The organism is Mucilaginibacter endophyticus (assembly GCF_003351025.1).
In the GTDB taxonomy this organism is placed as follows: domain Bacteria; phylum Bacteroidota; class Bacteroidia; order Sphingobacteriales; family Sphingobacteriaceae; genus Mucilaginibacter; species Mucilaginibacter endophyticus.
This window is the reverse complement of the sequence record NZ_QPCG01000003.1, coordinates 299,437-320,571: the sequence shown is the minus strand read 5'-3', so window position 1 is coordinate 320,571 and position 21,135 is coordinate 299,437. Positions and strand designations below refer to the sequence as shown.

Below are 21,135 nucleotides of genomic sequence, written 5' to 3'. Positions count from 1 at the left end.
CATCTAAAAAATCCAACCAATACATACATGAAAAAAATAGTTTTACTGGGCGTTTTATTTAGCTTTTATACGGCAGTAATCGCGCAGCCGCAGCAAAAATTCAGTGCCTATCTCTTTACTTATTTTACAGGCAATAAAAGCGGCGAGGCCATTCGTTTTGCACTGAGCAATGATGGTTATCATTTTCGCGCGTTGAATAACAATCACCCTGTTTTAAACTCTGCTGATATTAGCGTTACGGGTGGCGTACGCGATCCCCACATTATGCGTGCTGCCGACGGTAAAACTTTTTACATGGTGGCTACCGATATGAACACCGAAAAATACGGTTGGGGGCCGGATTATTCGATGGTGTTATTAAAATCAACCGACCTGGTGCACTGGTCGTCAAAATCAATTGATATCACTAAAACCTATGATAAATTTGCCGGGGTAAACAGGGTATGGGCCCCGCAAACTATTTATGATCCCGAAACTAAAAAGTACATGATCTACTGGTCTATGCGTTTTGGGAACGAGGCTGATAAAATTTACTACGCTTATGCCAATAAGGATTTTACTGGTTTGGAAACCGAGCCTAAACAGCTTTTTTTCAAACCCGATGGCGGTGCCTGTATTGATGGTGATATTGTTTATAAAGACAAGAAATATTACCTGTTTTTCAAAACCGAAGGATCAGGTGCCGGTATAAAAATAGCGGTGTCGGATAAACTAACATCCGGATATGTATTGCGCGATAAATATGTACAACAAACCAAAGACCCTGTAGAAGGAGCTGGTACCTTCAAATTGAACAACGGCACTGGCTATATTTTGATGTACGATATGTACACGCAGGGCAAATACCAGTTTACCCGTACCACAGATCTGGAAAACTTTAAATTGATTGACGACGAGGTTTCCATGAATTTCCACCCTCGTCACGGTACCGTAATGCCAATTACTGCAAAAGAGGCCGCTGCCTTAACCGCTAAATGGGAAACCGCCGAAGATGTAATGCTCTCGGCTGTTAACAAGCAGATAAAAACTATCAATATCGTGGTAGATTCGGCAAATCACAAGGTTCATCTGCCAGTGCAACCGGGTACTGATCTGAAATCATTTGATCCGCAGTTTACGTTATTCCCCGGCGTTACTATTAGTCCGGCAAAGCCACAGGATTTTACTAAAGGCCCCGTTAAATATTCGGTAAGCATAGGCGGTAAAAAGGCGCAGGTTTTTGAAGTTACCGCTCAGGAGCTCCATAACACCGCCATAGCCGGTTATTATGCCGATCCGGAGATATTATATGCCGAGAAAACAGGTAAGTTTTACATCTACCCAACCAGCGATGGTTTTGATGGCTGGTCGGGAACTTATTTCAAGGCTTTCTCTTCGGATGATATGGTTAACTGGAAAGATGAAGGTAAGATCCTTGATTTGCCAAAAGATGTAAGCTGGGCAAAAAAGAATGCCTGGGCACCTTGCATCATCGAAAAAAAGATTGGCGGCGAGTATAAATATTTCTACTATTTCGCTGCCGCGCAAAAAATAGGCGTGGCGACCGCCGACAATCCAACAGGCCCATTTACCGATTCTGGCAAACCATTATTAGCTCAACTGCCCGAAGGTGTTAAAGGCGGCCAGCAAATTGATGCCGATGTGTTTTCAGATCCGCAGACCGGCAAAAATTATTTGTATTGGGGTAATGGCTATATGGCGGTGGCCGAATTAAATGACGATATGGTTTCGTTAAAACAAGGCACTACCAAAATCCTGACACCATATTCGCATTATAACGAGGGCACTTATGTGTTTTATCGTAAAGGCACTTACTACTTTATGTGGTCAGAAAATGATACCCGAAGCCCGGATTACAGCGTACATTATGGCACTGCTAAATCGCCTTATGGCCCAATCGAAATTCCCGAAAACAACATCGTGATTACTAAAGATGCAGCCAAGGGCATTTACGGTACCGGACACAATTCGGTAATACAAATACCTGGGACGGATGAATGGTATATCGTTTACCATCGCTTTAATTATCCTAAAGGGATCACCATGGGCGATGCCGCCGGATATAACCGCGAAGTATGTATCGATAAAATGGAGTTTGACGATAAAGGGATGATTAAACAGGTGATACCAACACACGAAGGTATCCAGCCTGTGCACGTGAAAAAATAAGCCGACAGATTTACTGTTGTACTAATAATTAACCGGCCCGGAGATAATCACTCCGGGCCGGTTTGGTTTTATAAAATATCAAAAAGTGCAAATAATAGTAAGTTTTGGTATAGGGCTTATTCGTATTTTTATAAAATCGCTATTGTTTTGGTCAAAACTCAAGGCTGACCAAATGAACCGCTAACCAATGTGAACCTGTACCGATGTTGAAGAATTATTTTAAATATCTTAACGTAAGTGAGCTTGAAGAGCGATGGGGGATTTATGTAACTACGGTAGGCTATTCTAAAATTGAGCCTAACGATAATTACCCCAACCAGGTTCATCCCGAAAGCCATCAGCTTACCTGGAACCGTGGCCGCATACTTAATGATTATTATATCGTATTCATTTCAAGAGGCAAAGGTGTTTATGGTTCAGCGCTAACCAAGCCGGCTGAAGTTGTTGAAGGTACTTGCTTTTTCCTATACCCGGGAGTATGGCACCGGTACAAACCCGACCCAGGTTCTGGCTGGGAAGAGTTTTGGGTGGGCTTCAATGGTTTTTATGTGGAACAGTTGATGAATAACGGCTTTTTCGATCGGAAAAATCCGCTTGTTCCTTCCTGTTTGAATAAGGATATTCTGGCGCTGTTTCATAATTTGGTTGAGAGTGTGCGTTCATCATTACCGGGCTATCCTCAGCAAATATCAGCCATGACCTTACAATTGTTAGGCTTGATCAGCAATATCATTCAGCATCATGAGTATAATGATGATCCGGTAGGTAAACTCATTTCAAAGGCGAGGTTCATCATACAGGAATCGTTTGAGGATACGCTGGATATGGAAGAACTGGCAAAGGCGTTGCCTATGGGGTATTCATCATTTCGTAAAGCTTTCCGGCGTATAACAGGTGTTTCGCCTAACCAGTATCATCTCAACATCCGGCTGGAACGGGCAAAAAGCCTGCTCTTGACCACTGTATTAAACACCAGCGAAATAGCCGACCAAACCGGTTTTGAATCGGTGTTTTATTTTTCGCGCTTGTTTAAAAAGAAGAACGGCGTTTCGCCAACGGAATTCCGAAAAAACGCTCAGGCAGTACAATAGCGTTTTCGGAGCAGATCTTTCATAAAGCAATTAACACCGAATTGATCGGCAACCGGTTTGTTACTGAATGGGATGGATGGCATGTAGGGTTGTGGGCCAAACTCGGTTGTGATGGGCAGTATTGGGGTACCTATTAGTTTATTGTGCGCTACTATCCTGTCCCACCAACCCAGGAAATGATCAAGTGCGTACTGCCATTCGGGCGCTGCCGGATCGGGTACCTGCGGCCCTTCTTCAAAACCCACTCTTGAATGAATATGACGGCTGCGTTTGATGGCCTCGTCCATTATTCCGCCAAAATTTTGCAGCATGCTTTCGGTAACGCATACCCAATGCGAAAAATCGGCAGTGATGGCAAACTCATCCTGCAAACTAAATAACTCGGCTATCATCTGTGGCGAATAGCCTGATCGGCCACGATGGGTTTCATGGGCTACCGTGATGCCTGTTTTGGCAGAAAATTCCTGTGCCGCGTTGATCAGGTCAAGGTTTTCCCTAATGGAAAAATAATCACGCCCGGTATGCGAATTAATCAGAGCAGGGCCAGGCTCAGCGCATTGGTACAGGTTTTTGATGAATGACTCCCTGAATTTTTTGAATGTACTGCCTTCGGCCTCATGCTGATGCGTTACGATAGCCATTTGGTGCTCTTGCAGGTAATCATACAATACCCGTTGATGGGTCTTGTCGGCCGGGATCCAGGTGTCAATGCCATCATAGCCCGCAATCCTGATCTTGTCCAGAAAAGTTTTCAGCGGCAGGTGCTCATGTCCCCACAGCGGACTTAAGATCTTAATTTGCATGGCTGATACTGATGTTTTCAGAAGCTGCTGAAGCAATGCGGTTAAAAGAAAGTTCTCCCTTGGTATCGCTTTTTTTCGTCGCGATGATCTTTCCAGCTATAGCCACAGTATAATTTTCGTTGGGTTTTAGTTTGCTGACGCGATAGGTGAGCGGCGCAGTTGAAGATGTGCTTTTGCTTTGTACCCATTCTATTTTGCCATCGCTCCAATTGTTAATTTTGATTGTTAGCGATTGGGTTGAGGTTACCGTCAGAGCCGCCTTGTCTTCATTTCCATTAAAATAAGATAACTGATTTGCGGTGGCGTTAAAACCAAAGCTTTTAGGACTTGTCACCTTAAACTTATGGTTTGATACGGTATAGCTATCATTGCCAAGCCCGATAGTTAAACGCTGTCCCTGGTAATTATATTTAAGCTCGGTACCGGCCAGTTCCGGTGTAATATGCGGATCAAGATAAAAGCGGTTATAAAGCGGGTTTATACCGTAAATGGCCTGGTATAAGCCCACTATGCTCAAACTATTGCCCGATAAAATATCATCTCCCCGGCCATCCTGTTTTTGTCGGCCATAACGTTGATAGGCCAGGCCATCTTTACTATACTGCTCCAATACGTTTTTTACATATTTAACTGCAAGCCTTGGATCATAGCTTGCATAAGCGGCAACAGCTACCGATCCCCAGGATAAAAACAGGTCACCATTTTCATATTCGGGGAAAGGGAACTGGTATTCTTTTCCCTCTGCGGGTTCATACGAGGTCATGGCTAAAGGCCAGAAAAATAGTTTTTCCCGTTGCATTTGCGCTTCAATATTATCCAAAATCAATTTTGTACGGTTTTTGTCATCGCAGATACCGTAAGCTATCGCCATGAAATTAACCGGGGTAACCATATTGCGGCCGTGGATGCTGTTGTCCTTATCGCGCCAGTGCACATAGCATTGTTTTTCCTCATCCCATAAGCCACCCTCGCTTGTTGGTTTATTGAAGCTGGCTTTAAGCTTGGCAGCAAAGTTTTCGTAATAACGGGCTTTTTCAGGGTTGTTGATTTGGCGTTCTACAACGGCCCATTCCACAAGCGCGTGATAAAGTTTGGCATTCACAAAAGCGTTTTCGTACGATGCCCAGATGATGTCTATCCAATCGCTGCTTTTCTTTTGATTTTGCGAATCGGTCATCATTTCAACCAAACCATTGTTATTTCCATCACGCTTCATGATCCAGGCCAGGGCTTTTTCACAGGATGCCTGATGCGTTTTAACCCATGCTTTATCTCCGGTCATGTTATAAAGCTCGGCTACGTTGGTTACAATGTCCGGGTTAGAGTCCATCAAAATTCCCCATTGGGCTTCATAAAATCCATCTTTATTAAACTGACCGGGAGCGGCATCCTCATTGGTATAAGCCCAGCGCGAATAAACCCTTCCATCGGGTTGAACGGCATGGTCGCGGTAAAAATCCAGACAGCTTTCGTAACCTTTTAGATAAGCCGGATCATTAATACCCAAGCCCAATTGCCCGATATATTGTTCATGCAGGCATATCGGCCCGTAAGGCGTAGCCCAGCTGTTGCCGCCAAAATGCAGGGAATCAATAACGCCAATGCGGGCAATTGTGCCTAAAACCGCGCTAACCTGCGCGCCATTTAATCCTGCCAGTTTACCACGGCCATACTTATCGTTATAATCAAAATAGCTGAAGGTGATACTCTGGCTGCTTTTAACTGCCGGTGCCTGAAATGGTGCCCATACATCGGTTCTTTTCCGGAGAAATAACCGGCGGTTGGTGCCGCTGTCTGATTTGGGGATCATCTGTTTATCCGAAACCGTTACCGAATAGGCTAACCTATCATCGTTAGTTCGGCTGTACTTCATGGCAACCGCTTTACCCGGCGCGTTAACAGTGATGTTTAAACCATTGCCAGTTTTGCTGTTCCAGAAATTGGTTGAGCGGGTATGAACGCCGTAAGTACATAGCTTTTCATTAAACAAATAAAACCAGGCCAGGCCGCCATAACCCTGATAAGCACCCTCCCAGGTATTGATATTATCAAAGTTTATAACAGGCATAGCCGCCTCCTCAATTTTGGCTACTTTGGAAAAAGTCCGCTCTACCTGCCAGGTAATATCGCTGCCTTTTTTTGTAAAGATCCAGTTTTCGGTAATGGTTAAATCTTTATCACCATACCTGATGCCGTTGAGCGTTGTCTTTCCTGCCGATTGCTGTAGCACCGGCTTTGCGTTTAAATGCAGACTCGAATAAACATTGCCATCTACCTTAACAGACGTAAAAACGCCATCGGCATTGCTTACCACCTTTTGCCCGTTTACACTCAGCGATGTGATTTGCGCTTTACTACCATAAGCAAGCGTTATGGCAATTTTAGGTGTGCCTATGGAAATGCTTTTATCGTCGGCAATGGTATCGGCTTTGCTGCCTATAAATGAGAAAAGCAAAAGCAGCGTCAGCAGCAATGGGGTGATGGGCTTTTTGGTGAACATAGGTTGGCTTATGAGGTAAAAACTGGATATGTGGCTTTAATTGGCTAAGTTACTTTGTACGGCTATATATCAAAGGGTTGAGCCTGTCGTTATTTAACAGGTCACCAACCTTTATGTTGGCGACATCCGCATCGCTTATAATATTTTGTATGCCGTTGTAGGTATTACCGTCGGGCATGTAGGCGCAGGTCATGGCGCGCCGGTATCCGGGTGTCATATTAGCGTGCGCGCCGTGTATGGTAAGACCGTTATGAAACGAGCAGCTGCCCGCTTTAATGGGCGCGGCTACAGATTTACTTCCTTTAAACTCCGGGTAGGTGGTGAAAATAGCGCCCATGTTTTTGCCTATGCCCGGGTTTTCAAATGTAGTTTGATGATAAGAGCCTGGAATGAAGAACAGGCAACCGTTTTCGTAAGTAGCATCATCCAAAGCTACCCAGATAGATAAAGCCCGCCGGTCGCTGAATGACCAGTAGGGGGTATCCAAATGCCACGATGTCGGGTTGGCCCATGGCTTTTTGATCAGGGCCTGATCATGCCAGATCCTGATACCATCAACATCGGCCAGTTGGGCGGCCATTTTACCAAGGCGCTCATCAAGCATGATCTGTTTTATGCCTTCGTTATCCTGCCACAGGTTTATCAGCTGATCAAATACATTATCATAATAGGCTTTATCGGCATCGTCGCCTTTGCCGTATACTTCTTTTCTGTCGGGCATTTTATTGCCGTTTCTTTTGGCAACGGCGGCGTCCAATGCCTCCCGCCAAAGGGCAAGTTCATCGGTACTTAAAAAATCTTCTATCACCAGGAAACCGTCATGGCGGTATTGCGCAACCTGTTGTTGCGAAAGCTCATTTTTCATTTAGGTCTTGTATTTTATGGTTTACGGTTTCAAAAGTATTTCAAATGAAAATTTGACAGTTAGCACAAGAGCCTCTATTTTTTGTACTTTTTGATATATCGCTTTTACTTTTCGGCCTGCCAAAAAATACCAGTAAGAAATATCAAAAAGTACAAATTAAAGTGCGGAATGTGTATTTCGATTTTTGATCTATGAAATACTTTTGATGTTACAATTATAAGCCAACCAGCCAGATACGGATTTTGATGCCGGTTCTGTAAGTGGTTGCCATCATCTTTAACCACCCTGCTCTATGAAAGTAAACATTATTGACCGGGTACAAACTGTTGCAGATAAGCGGATTTTCGTTTGTTTGGTAAAACGTTTTATACCCAAAGTCTTCACCCAATCGCAAAGTCCGTAGCGGCTTACCGGCTCCTGTTTTTATTAATCACAAAGTCCTGAAGCATTAAATAACAATTGCTTAAGGCAAAAAAAAGCTAATTCAAACTGGCCTGGCTATGCTATGCCTTATTCCATCCATCATTAACCAATTCATGTAAATTTTATGAAAAGAAAAATTCTACTTTTTGACCCATGGAAGCACATGCTGGCAGTCATCATCGGTCTGCTGATGTACCTTCCGTTCAATGCCGGTGCGCAGGTAGCAGTAACCGGTACTGTAAAAGATTCTCTCAGCTCCGAGCCGGTAGTGGGCGTTTCTGTTATGTTAAAAGGCACCTCAACCGGCGCGCAAACCGATGTTAATGGAAAATTCAGGATCAACGCCCCGGTAGGCGGCGTATTGATATTTAGGTATATCGGCTATAAAGAGCAGCAATTAACCGTTCCGGCTGGTGCTGTTTTAGATGTACGCATGGCGTCCATTTCGCAAGGACTAAAGGAAGTTGTTGTAGTGAGCTACGGTACCCAGGCCCGGCGCGAAATTACCGGCGCTGTTAGCTCGATCAATACAAAAGAGGTAAAGGATATGCCGGTAGCCAATATCGGGCAAAAGTTGCAGGGCAAACTGGCCGGTGTACAGATCAACCAAAATTCCGGAACGCCAGGCGCTGAGATGACCTTCAGGATCAGGGGGGCGGCATCTATCAATGCCGGTAACAACCCGCTTATAGTTATCGATGGTTTCCCGTCGCAAAGCGGCTTGCAAACTTTAAGCCCCGATGAGATCGAATCTATCTCCGTTTTGAAAGATGCTTCCGCTTCGTCGCTATATGGCTCACGTGCTGCTAACGGCGTTGTTTTGGTAACAACCAAGCAGGGTAAAGCCGGTATTAAAACGCTTGATTTCAGCGCTTACACCGGCGTACAATCGGTACCAGATCGTGGTAAACCTGATTTGATGAACGCGCAGGAATTCGCTCAATTCAAAAAGGAGTTTTATGAAGATAAAGCCCGCTACGAAGGTTATACCGGCGGCGTGCCATCTGTATATCAAAACCCCGAGCAATACGCGGGCAATGCAGGTACCAACTGGTTTGATGTGCTGTTGCGCAACGCGGTATCGCAAAATTATAACCTCGCTTTCAGTTCGGGCACCAAAGATTTGAAAACAGCGGTAAACTTAAACTATAACAAGCAAGAAGGTGTAATGCTCAACTCATATGATGAGCGCTTTACGGCAAGGTCAAACAATATCTACAACGCTTCGGACAGGCTTACACTCGGTGTCAATCTGGAGTTATCTTATGGTAACAACCAGGTGGTGCCTGGGTTAGATAACGGTCGTAATATCATTGAAAATGCCTTTTTAATGGATCCAACGGTTAAATATAAAAATGCCGACGGCAGCTACCCAGTATCATTTTCGCAACCGGGCATGTTCCCAAATCCTAACTATTATTTGGTGTTAACGCAAATCACCAATAAAACAAAGGCTGCAAGGGTACTGGCTAATGGTTTTGCTGAAGTTAAATTGATAGATGGCCTTAAATTCAAAACTACCATCAACGTTAATACCGATAATACGGTTAACCGCCAGTTTACACCTTCAACAGCGCAGGGCGGTTTAGGCAGCGCACCACCACAACCAGCAAGCGGTAGTTACAATACCAGCAATTTTTTAACCTGGCTTAGCGAAAATACCTTAAACTACCAGAAGGCATTTAACAAACATCATATTGATTTCCTGGCTGGTTACAGTTACCAAAAATACTCTACCGAGAACAGCTCTATTGCTGCCAGCCAGTTTCCGGATGATAACATTCAATGGATAAACGCTGCTACTACCCGTATCGGCAACGCGGATGCCAGCCAGTCGGCATTAATTTCCCTTTTTGGTCGATTGAACTATAACTTCGACAGTAAATACCTGATCTCGTTAAACTTCAGGCGTGACGGTTCATCGCGTTTTGGGGCTAACACCAAATACGGTAATTTTCCTTCGGGCTCAGTTGGCTGGGTTGCTTCTGAAGAAGATTTCTTAAAGAAGATTAAACCTATCAGCTTTCTGAAATTTAGGGTGAGCGCTGGTAAAACGGGCAACTACAACATTGGCGATTACAGCTATTTGGCCAATGTAAACAGCAACAACTATGTTTTTGGCAACAGCGTAACACCTGGCAAGGCGCTAAACGGTATAGGCAACAACAACCTCACCTGGGAAACTACTGTTAGTTACGATGCCGGTTTGGATTTGGAACTTTTTAATAGCCGTATAGCCTTTACTTATGACTATTATTGGAAGAAGACCGACGGTTTGTTGTATGGCATCGATATCCCGGTACAATCGGGTTTCTCAACCATTACATCAAACATAGGCCGGTTTGATTTCTGGGGACATGAGTTTACCATCAATTCAAAAAACCTGGTTGGCGATTTTAAATGGAATACCGGCTTCAATATCTCGTTCGACAGGAATTTGGTGAAGAAGTTAGGAACTAACGATGCGCCGATTGGCGGCTACGGCGAATACTGGGACGATAACCGGACTGCCGTTGGTCACCCGATAGGTTTGTTTTACGGCTATATCAACACTGGCGTGTACATGACACAGCAGGAGTTTGATACCCAACCGCACGATGCCACTGCTATGGTTGGTACTGCCCGTTTTAAAGATGTAAGTGGTCCGGATGGTAAGCCCGACGGGAAAATTGACAGCTACGACCGCACTTTTATCGGCAACCCGAACCCTACATTTACCTATGGTATCACCAACAGCTTTAGTTATAAAAACGTTGATCTGAGCATTGTTATGGCCGGTTCGGTTGGTAACGATATCGCGGACGATGCTTTCCAATCTACCGAAAACCTTGATGGCGTATTTAACGTGCGTAAAGGTGTGGCCAACCGTTGGAGATCGCCTGAAGACCCTGGTGATGGCATTTACCCGCGTACCAGAACAGGCACCACCGAAGACTTCCGTAATTTCACCAGTCGTCAGGTTTTTAAAGCTACTTACCTCGCTGTAAAAAATATCACCTTAGGGTATACTGTTCCGGTTAAAAAGCTCAAGTATTTCAGAAACCTGCGTGCTTACGTGAGTGCCCAAAATGCCTTTATTTTCACCAAATATCCGGGTATGAACCCCGAAGCCGGGCTTGCAGGTTTGAACGGCCTGAACCAGGGACGTGATTTTACAGGATATCCCATTCCGCGGATCCTTTCCGTGGGTTTAAACGCGGGTTTTTAATTGCAAACATTAATAAGACACACAATGAAAAAGATAACCTATATATTACTAACAGCAATGGTTTGCATGGCCTCCTGCAAAAAGGGAACGCTTGACCTTGTACCGCAAACCGCACTTAGTTCGGCTTCATTTTTTAAAAATGCCGACCAGTTTAACCAGGCACTTACCGGTGCATATACAAACCTTAGGGGCGTGGCCTTTATGGGTATTTACATGGACGAAATGCGTTCGGATAATACTTTCTTTACATTCTATTCGGCCGATAGGGGAACGTCAACCAGCGCCGAAGCTTATGCCGAGTTTATAGATAACTCTACCTCAAGCCAGGCGCCAAACTCGCCGGGTAACCGATACGGAAATGACTATGAAGGAATAGCTAAGTTAAACACGATTTTGACCAGGCTCGATAAATCATCTCTTGCACAAACTGATAAAGACCAGATTGGAGGGGAAGCCCTGTTTTTACGCGCCTTTTATTACTATGACCTGGTTCAGCATTTTGGCGGAGTTCCGCTACAGGTAGAAGAAGTAACCGATGTGAACGGAGCCTTTTTACCACGTAATTCGGTGGATGAGGTTTATACCCAAATCTTAGCCGACTTGAACAAAGCCATACCGCTTTTACCTGTTGTTAAAACATTCCCACAATCGGGTAGGGCTACTCAGGGTGCGGCTAAAATGCTATTAGGGTATGCGTACATGTCAAAACCAAGTCCTGATTATGCCAAGGCCGAAGCCGCGTTACTGGATATCACCAAAATGAGTTACTCGCTTTTGCCTAACTATGCCAATGTGTTCGACCCCACCAACAAAAACAATTCCGAATCAATTTTTGAAGTACAGTACAAGGCTGGGAATGATGGGCAGCAAAGTGATTTTATCTGGCGATTTATTCCTAAAACTACCAACACCGAAGCCATACTTGGTTTGCATGGCACCAACGCGCGTGGTAGCCTTGCCAGTGGCGGATGGAATGTGCCAACACAGGAAATGGTTGATTCATACGAGAAAGGTGATTTGAGGTTACCTGCCTCAATTGCTGTGGCCGAAGGCACGGTAAATAACGAGGTGTTGACCACAACCGCCGTTAAAAGTCCTGTTGATTATAAACCAACTGCTGGTCTTGGTTATTACTATTTCATCAAAAAGTACCTGCACCCGCCATACCAGGTTGAATACAATACTGATGATAACTGGCCTATATACCGTTATTCGGGCGCATTATTGCTTTTGGCAGAGTGTTTAGTTGCCGAGAATAAAAATGGTGAGGCTTTACCATATTTAAACCAGGTAAGGTTAAGGGCCGGTTTACCTGCCCTTGCTCAGGCCACCAAGCTTAACGTGTCTAATGAAATGCGCCATGAGCTGGCATTTGAAAATCACCGGTGGACAGATCTGATCCGAAATGGTCAGGCTATTGATGCTATCACAGCCAAGGGTGTGCGTTTGAAAGCATTGTACGGATTTTTATTGCCATCTACTTTCCTGATTGATCAGAACAGGTTGATTTACGCTATTCCTTTCCGGGAGATCCAGATCAACAGCAAACTGACTCAAAATCCGGGTTATTGATTTATCCCCATCTAAATGCTATCATAAATCAGCCGTGCGATCATTGTAGATCACGCGGCTTTTTTATGACTTTAAGCTTAAGAATGTTCCGTTTTTTACAATTCGGATGATTGGCCTGTATCTTATATTTGTGATAATGGTTTTTAAAGAGATTCTTCCGGGCCAAAGGCTGCAGCCGTATATCAAATGCTTCTACTTTTACGAATCGGATTCGGACAGGAGCTATGATGATATCGTGTTTCCGAGCGGCACCATGGAGGTGATCTTTAATCTCGGTGCCGGAAACTGGAAATCAAAAAAAGACGATACATTTTACACCACGCCTCCCGTTGAACTTTGGGGGCAGATCACCAAGCCGCTGGCCATACAATCGGTAGGGCGAAATATCATGTTGGGCTTCCGTTTCTACCCACATTCGGCCGCTTATTTTTTTGAAGAAAGCGTATCCGAATTCAATAATGAAATTGTAGATGCCAGGCATGTATTCGGCCCCAAATTGCAAACGCTTTATTCAAGGTTACTGGAGACTGCCGATCTGAACGCCAAGGTGGCCATGATTGAGGATTACCTTTGGAGCCGTTTATCTGTAATTGAAAAAAAGCACTCGAAGATCAAATTCATAGGTGACATCATAGGCAATCTTAAAAAGAGCTACAGCGATGATAATATCCTGTCTATTTCCAACCGGCATAATATTTCTTCACGGCATTTAAATACCCTTTTTTCGCAGTATACTGGCATACCTCCCAAACTATTTTATAAAATAAACCGCTTTCAGCATAGCCTTAACCTCGTAAACTCCGCCGAAGAAAAGCTGACTAACGTAGCATACAGCGCCGGCTATTTTGACCAGGCCCATTTTATCAAGGAGTTTAAGCTTTTTACGGGGCTTACACCAAATGCCTTTGCCGCGCAGGCATCGCCAATAAACCAGGTATTGGCAGGTAGTTAATACACTTCCGTTTTATACAATTTTGGGCTGTTTACGCCGCATAGTTTTGCTGATAATAAAAACACAACACAATGAAAACAGCAAAAACACCACAGGAAGTACACGCGGTATTAGCCGCAGCTTTCAACACCAAAAATTTAGATGTAATTATGAATGTGTATGATGCTAACGGCATCATTTTCCCTGAACCCGGAAAAGAAGTATCAGGGCAGTCCCAGTTTGTAGAAGCAGTAAAAAGCATTTGCGCTGTTCCGGGAGTAATGGAAATTAAAACCGTTTACTGTCTACAATCGGGCGATGTAGCCGTAGGCCGATCGGAGTGGAGTATTACAGACAACGGTAAAACCCAGGTTGCCGCAAAAGGCATAGAACTTATGAAGCAACAGCCCGATGGAAGCTGGAAAATCATCATTGATCACGCTTTCGGAGCCGAAGCTAACCTTGTAGCCTGATCTAAATTCAGAAACAACAATGGCCGGGTTTACCCAGCCATTGTTGTTTCACCTTTCACCTTTCGCCTTTCACCTTTCACCTTTCACCTTTCACCTTTCACCTTTCACCTCATTTTGTTCCGTTTTATACAATTTTCAGAAAAGCAAGCGGGCTAATTTTGAGCATCAATAAAAAATAAGAAAATGAAAAACAGATTTAAAGAATTTTTAGCCCTGCATTATAATACAGAACTTTTGCAAATTGGTAACGTATGGAATGTGCAAAGCGCGCAGGTTTATGATAAACTGAATTTTAAAGCCATAGGCACGTCAAGCGCGGCCGTTGCAGCTACATTAGGTTTTGCCGATGGCGAAGAAATGAGTTTTGACGATTATCTTTTTGTGATCAAATGGATAGCTACATCGGCAACAGCCATATTATCGGTTGATCTTGAAGCTGGCTATGGTAACACGCCCGAGGAAATTAGTGATAATATCATCCGCTTGCATAGTCTTGGTGTGGCAGGTATTAATATCGAAGATTCGATAGTAATCAACGGTCAGCGCAGCATTGTTGATGCGAATGAATTTGCCGCAAAACTTAAACAGGTTACCAGGTTGCTGGCCAAAGCAGGCGTGGAGGTGTTTATAAACTTACGTTCAGATTCATTTTTGCTTGGTTTGCCCAACGCGCTTGAAGATGCCCTTACACGTACTAAACTTTACCAGGATACAGGCGTACATGGTTTGTTTTTTCCTTGCATTACGCAAATAGTTGATATTGAAAAAATAACAGCCTTATCCAGCCTTCCGGTAAGTGTAATGTGTATGCCTAATCTACCTGATTTTAAAGCGCTGCAGAGTGCCGGAGTAAAACGGATCAGTTCAGGTAATTTTTTGAATAGCATTATTTACCAGGAGCTGGAAAACAAAGTTGAAAAGATAATTTCCGAAAACAGTTTCGCGAGCCTGTTTAATTGAGGCATCCAGATTCCAATCATACGTTGTAAGGAGTTAACAAACTTTTTGCAAAGCTTAGGGTTATTGTGGATGTAGATTTAATCTACAAATAAGTTTAGGTTAAAAGTCCCGGCGGCGAGCGTTAGGGACTTTTTATTTATAAAGAATTGATCAATCAATATAAAAAATGCGTTTCCATAAAATGGAGGCGCTTTTGCTTTAAAGATGGTATTATCGAAGCATATTGGCGCTGCAATTTTTACCCGGTTTAATTCATTTTATTGCAATAATTATATAAAGTCTATGGTTTTAGTAGAATATGTATATATTTGCACCATCAAATCGGTTCTTTGAGAATTTTATTATCAAGAAAGACTGAGGGAAAGGCCCTGTGATGTCTTAGCAACCTGTAAGCCCACTGTTATAAAGGTGCTAATTCCTGTCTGCCCAAATAGGGGTGGAAAAGATAATGTAATAAGCTATTGCCTTGTATTTTCAGGCTATAAGCGCCATTCTTTTCTCTCTTCGGTTTTCTTGCTAAAAATATTACTGAGTTGATATCACAATTTAAAGTGTTTAGCAATGAAGATTAAACTTTTACTTATTACCTGCCTGCTTTCCATAACAGCGCTATTTGCCTCAGCGCAAACAAACGCGGCTGTTGATCCGAACACTGATCGTGGTTACATCGTGAAAACAGGCGATATCGCCCCGGCTGATTTTGAGCTTGTGCTTACCGATGGCACTAAAACATCATTAAAGCAATCGCGTGGTAAAGTAGTTATCCTGCAATTTACAGCAAGCTGGTGCAGTGTATGCCGTGAAGAAATGCCTCATCTTGAAAAAGAGATCTGGCAGGCTTACAAAGATAAAGGCCTGGTTTTAATTGGGGTTGACCGCGACGAACCGCTTGAAAAAGTGAAAGGCTTTCATCAAACCATGAACATCAGCTATCCGCTGGCCCTTGATCCCGGTGCGGAGATCTTCGGACGGTTCGCCAACAAAAAAAGTGGCGTCACGCGTAATGTAGTTATCGACCGCGACGGAAAAATAGTTTACCTCACCCGCTTGTACGACAAACAGGAATTTGCATCCATGCTAAAAGCTGTCGACGCTTTGGTGAACAACAAAACAGCATCCATCAACTAAATGAATGATGGCCGCCCTGCCGGTCATAAAAAAGAGAATCTATCCGTACTTATTTAATACCCGTTTTTATGAAAACAAAAACTACCCCCTTACACAAAAACACCTTCGTCCCGGTAAGTCAATCGGCCTGCAAATCCATCTATCCATATATGCAAAGCATGCGTTGTTGCTGCTAATTCTTTACAGCATGCATGGTATTTAAATGCGGACTTGCTGCAGCTTGCCGTAGCTTATAATAGCCATCCCCTAATCAATTCTTTACTGTTATAACAGGTTATGAGTTGGGCAATTTATGCCTGCTAACGCGATAGCCATGCTTTTTGTATCCGGTAAAGACATCAAAAAATTAATTCTCAATTATTAATTATCATGTTAAAAATTTACAAGCTATTTCTGGCAATTTTATTGCCTTTCATTCTCGTCCAGACGGTTGCGGGGCAATCCGTTAAAATAAGCGGTGTGGTAACCGCCAAGTCAGATGGGCTGCCGCTGCCCGGTGTCAGCATATCAGTTAAAGGCACTACAACCGGAGCGCAAACCAATGTTGACGGTAAGTTTACCATCAACGCCAAAGTAAACGATGTACTGCGGGTTAGCTACATAGGCTTTACCAGCCAGGACGTTACGGTTACAGGTTCATCAACTTTAAATATAGTTTTGGTTGAAGCGCCAAACTCGCTCAATGAGGTAGTTATAACGGCCCTCAATATCTCAAAAGATAAAAAATCATTGGGTTATGCAGTGCAGGGTTTAAAATCGAAAGATATCTCTGAGGCTAAGGAAACTAACTTTGTGAACGCGCTGGCGGGTAAAATTGCCGGTGTGCAGGTTACCAACAGCCAGGGCGATATGGGTTCGTCGCGTATTGTTATCCGTGGAGAAACTTCTATCTCGGGTAATAACCAGCCCTTATTTGTGGTTGACGGTGTTATAGTTGATAACAGCCAGTTTTTAGGAAATAATGGCTCAAGGGATTTTGCCAATGCTATTTCTGATCTTAACTCTGAAGATATCGAATCGGTAAGCGTGCTGAAAGGCCCTAACGCGGCGGCGCTTTACGGTTCACGCGCGGCAGCAGGCGTTATCCTCATCAGGACTAAAACCGGTAAGGGCGCAAAAGGCTTAGGTGTTACCATAAACTCGAACACCAGTTTTTCAAACGTACAGATCCTGCCCGATTATCAGAACCAATACGGGCAGGGTTCAAATGGCAAATTCAGCTATGTAGATGGTAAAGGCGGCGGCGTTAACGATGGTGTTGACGAAAGCTGGGGGCCTGCATTAGATGGCTCGCTGATTCCGCAGTTTTACTCAAATGGGCAGGCTGTGCCTTTTGTTGCCCATCCTGATAACGTAAAAGACTTTTTTAAAACAGGTGTTACTTTGAATAATGGCATCGCGATAGCAAGCAGCAGCGATAAAAGCGATTTCAGGTTATCATACAATAACCTGCATCAAACTGGTATTGTTCCTAATACTTCACAAGGCCGCAACTCGTTCGCTTTGAACTCAAGCTACCGTATCAACCCTAAATTAACCGTAAATACTATTGTTGATTATAGCAAAGATGATGCGGATAACCTCCCCGGCACATACGGAAAACGTGCAACCAGTACCATGCTGCAGTTTACGTGGTTTGGCCGCCAGGTTGATATCAACAGGCTTAAAAACTATAAAGATGCCAATGGTAATACCTTTAACTGGAACAACAGTTATTATAGCAACCCCTACTGGCTGGCTTATGAAAACACAGTTGGTCAGCATAAAAACCACCTGATAGGCAGTATCGAATTGAATTATAAGATCATTGACGGCCTGTCTGCAAACTTCCGTACCGGAACAGATTATTATAATGACCGCCGTAAGATCAAAGTGGCTTACGGTACCAACGGTACTCCATTTGGATCATATGAGGAAGATGCTTACAGTGTGAACGAAAATAATACTGAAGCCAGGTTACAATACACCAAAAAGCTGAATAATGATTTTACGCTTGATGTGTTTGGCGGTGGTAACATTGCTGTAAGAACAACCGAGAATAATGATCAGTTGGCTCCGAAACTTGCAGTTGCAGGCCTGTACACGCTAAGCAATTCCCGCGACCCATTGGTTTCGACAAACTATTATGGGAAGCTTAAAACCTATAGCTATTTTGGCTCGGCCCAGCTTGGTTTCAGGAATTATGCATTCTTAAACTTTACAACCCGTAACGATTGGTCGTCAAGCTTACCGGCAGATGCCCTGTCTTATTTCTATCCATCGGTAAACGGTAGCTTAATATTATCCGAAGCATTGGGAATCAAAAGCGATGTACTTAGTTATGCTAAATTAAGAGGTGGTTGGTCTAAAGTAGGTAAGGCGACAGATCCTTTTCAATTAATTAATGTTTATACGTCTTCAAACCTTTTTGGTTCAAATCCACAACAGAGTATATCTAATATTGATTTGAATGATCATCTTAAGCCTGAAACCACCACATCGGCAGAGGCCGGTTTTGAATTGGGCTTTTTTCATGATAGGGTGCATTTAGACGTAAGTGCTTACAACACCAACAGTACTAACCAGATCCTTACTGTACAGGTAAGTTCATCAACCGGTTTTGGCCAAAAGGTAATAAATGGTGGCCGTCTTAATAACAAAGGTATCGAAGTTCAGTTGGGTATTACGCCAATTAAATCAAATGGCTTTACCTGGGATATAACTACCAATTACTCGCTAAACCGCAGTAAGGTAGCTTCACTTGATGCTGATGGCCGTTTGCAAAGCGTAGTGTTGGGTACAGATCGTACAGTACAGGTTTTAGCAGCCCTGGGTCAGCCTTATGGTGCGCTTTACGGCACTGCTTATACGCGTGACGCCGCTGGCAATATCGTAATTGATGCTAACGGTACCCCGGTATTTAACACAACCAAACGTTACCTGGGTAAGTTTACCCCCAATTGGTTAGGAAGCATCAATAACAGTTTTAGTTACAAAGGCATTAACCTGAGCGTTTTGGTTGATGCGCGTTTCGGCGGATCTATTTACTCAAACACAAACCGTACAGGAACTTATACCGGCGTGCTGGCTTCAACTTTGCCGGGCCGTGGCGCTGCTAACGGTGGTTTAAGCTACTACTATCCGGGTAATAATACTTCGGCAGCAGCGGTACAAGTTACCGGCGCAGCTCCGGCGGGAGTTACTGTATATAACGATGGTATGATATTTAAAGGTGTAAAAGCTGATGGTTCGCCAAATACCACTATCATCCCTGCACAGTCTTACTACAAAGGCTTTACCAATATTGATGAAGCATTTGTTTACGATGCCTCATACATCAAGCTTCGCGAAGTAAAGCTGGGTTATTCGTTACCGGCTAAATGGGTTAATAAAATAGGTTTCCAGGGCGCTACATTTTCGGTAGTTGGGCGTAACCTGTGGATCATCCATAAAAACGCGCCGAATATCGATCCGGAAACTGCCTTTAACGCGGGCAACGGCCAGGGATTGGAAGATCTTACCCTGCCTACAGTGCGTAACATCGGTTTTAACGTAAACCTTAAATTCTAAAACATCATGAAACTTAAATATATCAGCATATTATCCGCCGCGGTTTTATTATCGGTAACATCGTGCAAAAAGGATCTGTTAAAGATCAACCAAAACTCTAACGGCTCGCAAACAGCGCAGCCTGATTACTTATTGACCGCCGCTACCAAAGCAACGGCCGATACCTATTGGGGCGTAGCCAACAACATGGATGCCAGCTTGCTTTTTGTGCAGTACTGGTCTAAAATTCAATATACTGATCCCGACAGGTATATTTATGCCAGCAGCGCGTTTGAAGAACTCTGGAGTACAGGTTATGCTAAAAGTATTGTAAACCTTAACCAGATCATCAAACTTGCCGATGCCCAGGGTAATACCAACTATAAAGGTGTTGCCTTGATATTACGCTCGTGGACATTCAGTTTATTAACCGAGGCTTACGGCAATATTCCTTATAAACAGGCAGCCAATATCGATCAGTATCTTACCCCCGCTTATGATGCTCAGAAAGATGTTTATTTTGCTTTGCTGGATGACCTGAAAGCTGCTCAGGCTGCACTTGATCCTTCAGGCAAAGCCATAGCAGGCGATGTGATCTACAGCAATAATATTGCATCATGGAAAAAGTTCGCCAACTCTTTAAGGCTTCGTATTGCTTTACGCATTGCCGATAGGGAACCTGCCAAAGCTAAACAGGTACTGGATGATATTAAAGCCGAAGGTGGCTCTTACATCAGCTCGAACGCTGAAACCGCGCAGTTGGTTTACCTGGATTCGCCTAACCAAAACCCGGTGAGCAACCTGTTTGATACCCGCGATGACTACCGTATCAGCAAAACAATAGTTGATAAGCTGTTTGCACTCAAAGATCCGCGCTTAGCTATTTATGCTGCACCAACGCAGGATGCTACACCGCAAACGTATGTTGGTTTGCCAAATGGTTTATTAGTTGGGGATGCCAGTAACTATGGCTTTACCAAAACTTCAAAACCGGGCACTTATTTCCGCGCTCCGCATGCCCCGGCTGTTATTTTAAGTTATGCCGAAAGTTTGTTTGACAGGGCAGAGGCAGCCGCCCGTGGTTTTACTACCGAAGATGCTGCTTCTTTATATAATCAGGCTGTTACAGCAGCATTGGCGCAATACAGTATTGCCTCTGCGGATATTGCCACTTATGTAGCACAAGCTGCTGTTAAATACGATGCATCTAACTATAAAAAATCAATTGGCGAGCAAAAATGGATAGCCCTGTTTGGCCAGGGACTGGAAGGCTGGACCGAATGGCGCAGGCTTGATTACCCGCAATTGCAACCGGCAGTGGCAGGCACACTGAATGGCAAAATACCGGTAAGGTTTATCTATCCGGGAACCGAGCAATCACTGAACAAAACCAGTTACCAGTCGGCAGTTGCGGCGCAGGGAGCGGATGCACTTACCACCAAGCTTTGGTTTGACGTGAACTAAACAAAACATAGTTTTATTAA

The 21,135-nt window shown here is 43.8% G+C and carries 13 protein-coding genes and 1 riboswitch; of the genes, 10 read left to right on the top strand and 3 right to left on the bottom strand.

What is annotated here, in order from left to right:
* Window positions 1-27: 27 nt before the first annotated feature.
* Window positions 28-2,169 (top strand): glycoside hydrolase family 43 protein, encoded by a 2,142-nt coding sequence (locus tag DUL71_RS14655; RefSeq protein WP_114938818.1) that lies wholly within the window; start codon window positions 28-30, stop codon window positions 2,167-2,169.
* A gap of 203 nt (window positions 2,170-2,372) precedes the next feature.
* Entirely contained in the window at window positions 2,373-3,260 is an 888-nt protein-coding gene (locus DUL71_RS14650; RefSeq protein WP_114938817.1) for a helix-turn-helix domain-containing protein, read from the top strand.
* On the opposite strand, the gene DUL71_RS14645 is transcribed toward DUL71_RS14650, so the two are convergent.
* The 3 genes from DUL71_RS14645 to DUL71_RS14635 are packed head-to-tail and all read right to left on the bottom strand — an operon-like array spanning window position 3,245 to window position 7,428.
* On the bottom strand, window positions 3,245-4,063 hold the full coding sequence (locus tag DUL71_RS14645; RefSeq protein ID WP_114938816.1) for a sugar phosphate isomerase/epimerase family protein: 819 nt from the start codon (window positions 4,061-4,063) through the stop codon (window positions 3,245-3,247). The two genes, DUL71_RS14650 and DUL71_RS14645, sit on opposite strands and share 16 nt — an antisense overlap.
* Window positions 4,053-6,563, bottom strand: coding sequence for an alpha-L-rhamnosidase-related protein (locus tag DUL71_RS14640; RefSeq protein ID WP_114938815.1), 2,511 nt, complete (start codon window positions 6,561-6,563; stop codon window positions 4,053-4,055). Before DUL71_RS14640 ends, DUL71_RS14645 begins: the two co-directional genes overlap by 11 nt.
* Window positions 6,564-6,612: 49 nt before the next feature.
* On the bottom strand, window positions 6,613-7,428 hold the full coding sequence (locus tag DUL71_RS14635) for a phytanoyl-CoA dioxygenase family protein (protein WP_114938814.1): 816 nt from the start codon (window positions 7,426-7,428) through the stop codon (window positions 6,613-6,615).
* A gap of 547 nt (window positions 7,429-7,975) precedes the next feature.
* On the opposite strand from DUL71_RS14635, the gene DUL71_RS14630 reads away from it, so the two are divergent.
* The 8 genes from DUL71_RS14630 to DUL71_RS14590 all read left to right on the top strand — a co-directional run bounded on the left by DUL71_RS14630 (window position 7,976) and on the right by DUL71_RS14590 (window position 21,115).
* Complete coding sequence (locus tag DUL71_RS14630) at window positions 7,976-11,059, top strand: SusC/RagA family TonB-linked outer membrane protein (RefSeq protein WP_208645563.1); 3,084 nt, start codon at window positions 7,976-7,978, stop codon at window positions 11,057-11,059.
* A gap of 24 nt (window positions 11,060-11,083) precedes the next feature.
* Window positions 11,084-12,631, top strand: a complete 1,548-nt coding sequence (locus DUL71_RS14625) for a RagB/SusD family nutrient uptake outer membrane protein (protein ID WP_114938812.1) — start codon at window positions 11,084-11,086, stop codon at window positions 12,629-12,631.
* Between the two features lie 136 nt (window positions 12,632-12,767).
* Window positions 12,768-13,583: a helix-turn-helix domain-containing protein gene (locus DUL71_RS14620; protein ID WP_161964443.1), complete on the top strand. Its 816-nt coding sequence runs from the start codon at window positions 12,768-12,770 to the stop codon at window positions 13,581-13,583.
* Window positions 13,584-13,654: 71 nt separating this feature from the next.
* Window positions 13,655-14,035 (top strand): YybH family protein, encoded by a 381-nt coding sequence (locus DUL71_RS14615; protein WP_114938810.1) that lies wholly within the window; start codon window positions 13,655-13,657, stop codon window positions 14,033-14,035.
* 183 nt (window positions 14,036-14,218) lie between these two features.
* On the top strand, window positions 14,219-14,995 hold the full coding sequence (locus tag DUL71_RS14610; RefSeq protein WP_114938809.1) for an isocitrate lyase/PEP mutase family protein: 777 nt from the start codon (window positions 14,219-14,221) through the stop codon (window positions 14,993-14,995).
* Window positions 14,996-15,333: 338 nt separating this feature from the next.
* Window positions 15,334-15,447: riboswitch (SAM riboswitch) on the top strand.
* A 109-nt stretch (window positions 15,448-15,556) separates the two neighbouring features.
* Entirely contained in the window at window positions 15,557-16,123 is a 567-nt protein-coding gene (locus tag DUL71_RS14605) for a TlpA disulfide reductase family protein (protein WP_114938808.1), read from the top strand.
* Window positions 16,124-16,492: 369 nt separating this feature from the next.
* The gene (locus DUL71_RS14595; RefSeq protein ID WP_114938806.1) at window positions 16,493-19,672 is read left to right on the top strand and encodes a SusC/RagA family TonB-linked outer membrane protein; all 3,180 of its coding nucleotides are present in this window, start codon (window positions 16,493-16,495) and stop codon (window positions 19,670-19,672) included.
* A gap of 6 nt (window positions 19,673-19,678) precedes the next feature.
* Window positions 19,679-21,115, top strand: coding sequence for a SusD/RagB family nutrient-binding outer membrane lipoprotein (locus DUL71_RS14590; protein ID WP_114938805.1), 1,437 nt, complete (start codon window positions 19,679-19,681; stop codon window positions 21,113-21,115).
* The last annotated feature ends 20 nt before the right edge of the window (window positions 21,116-21,135 follow it).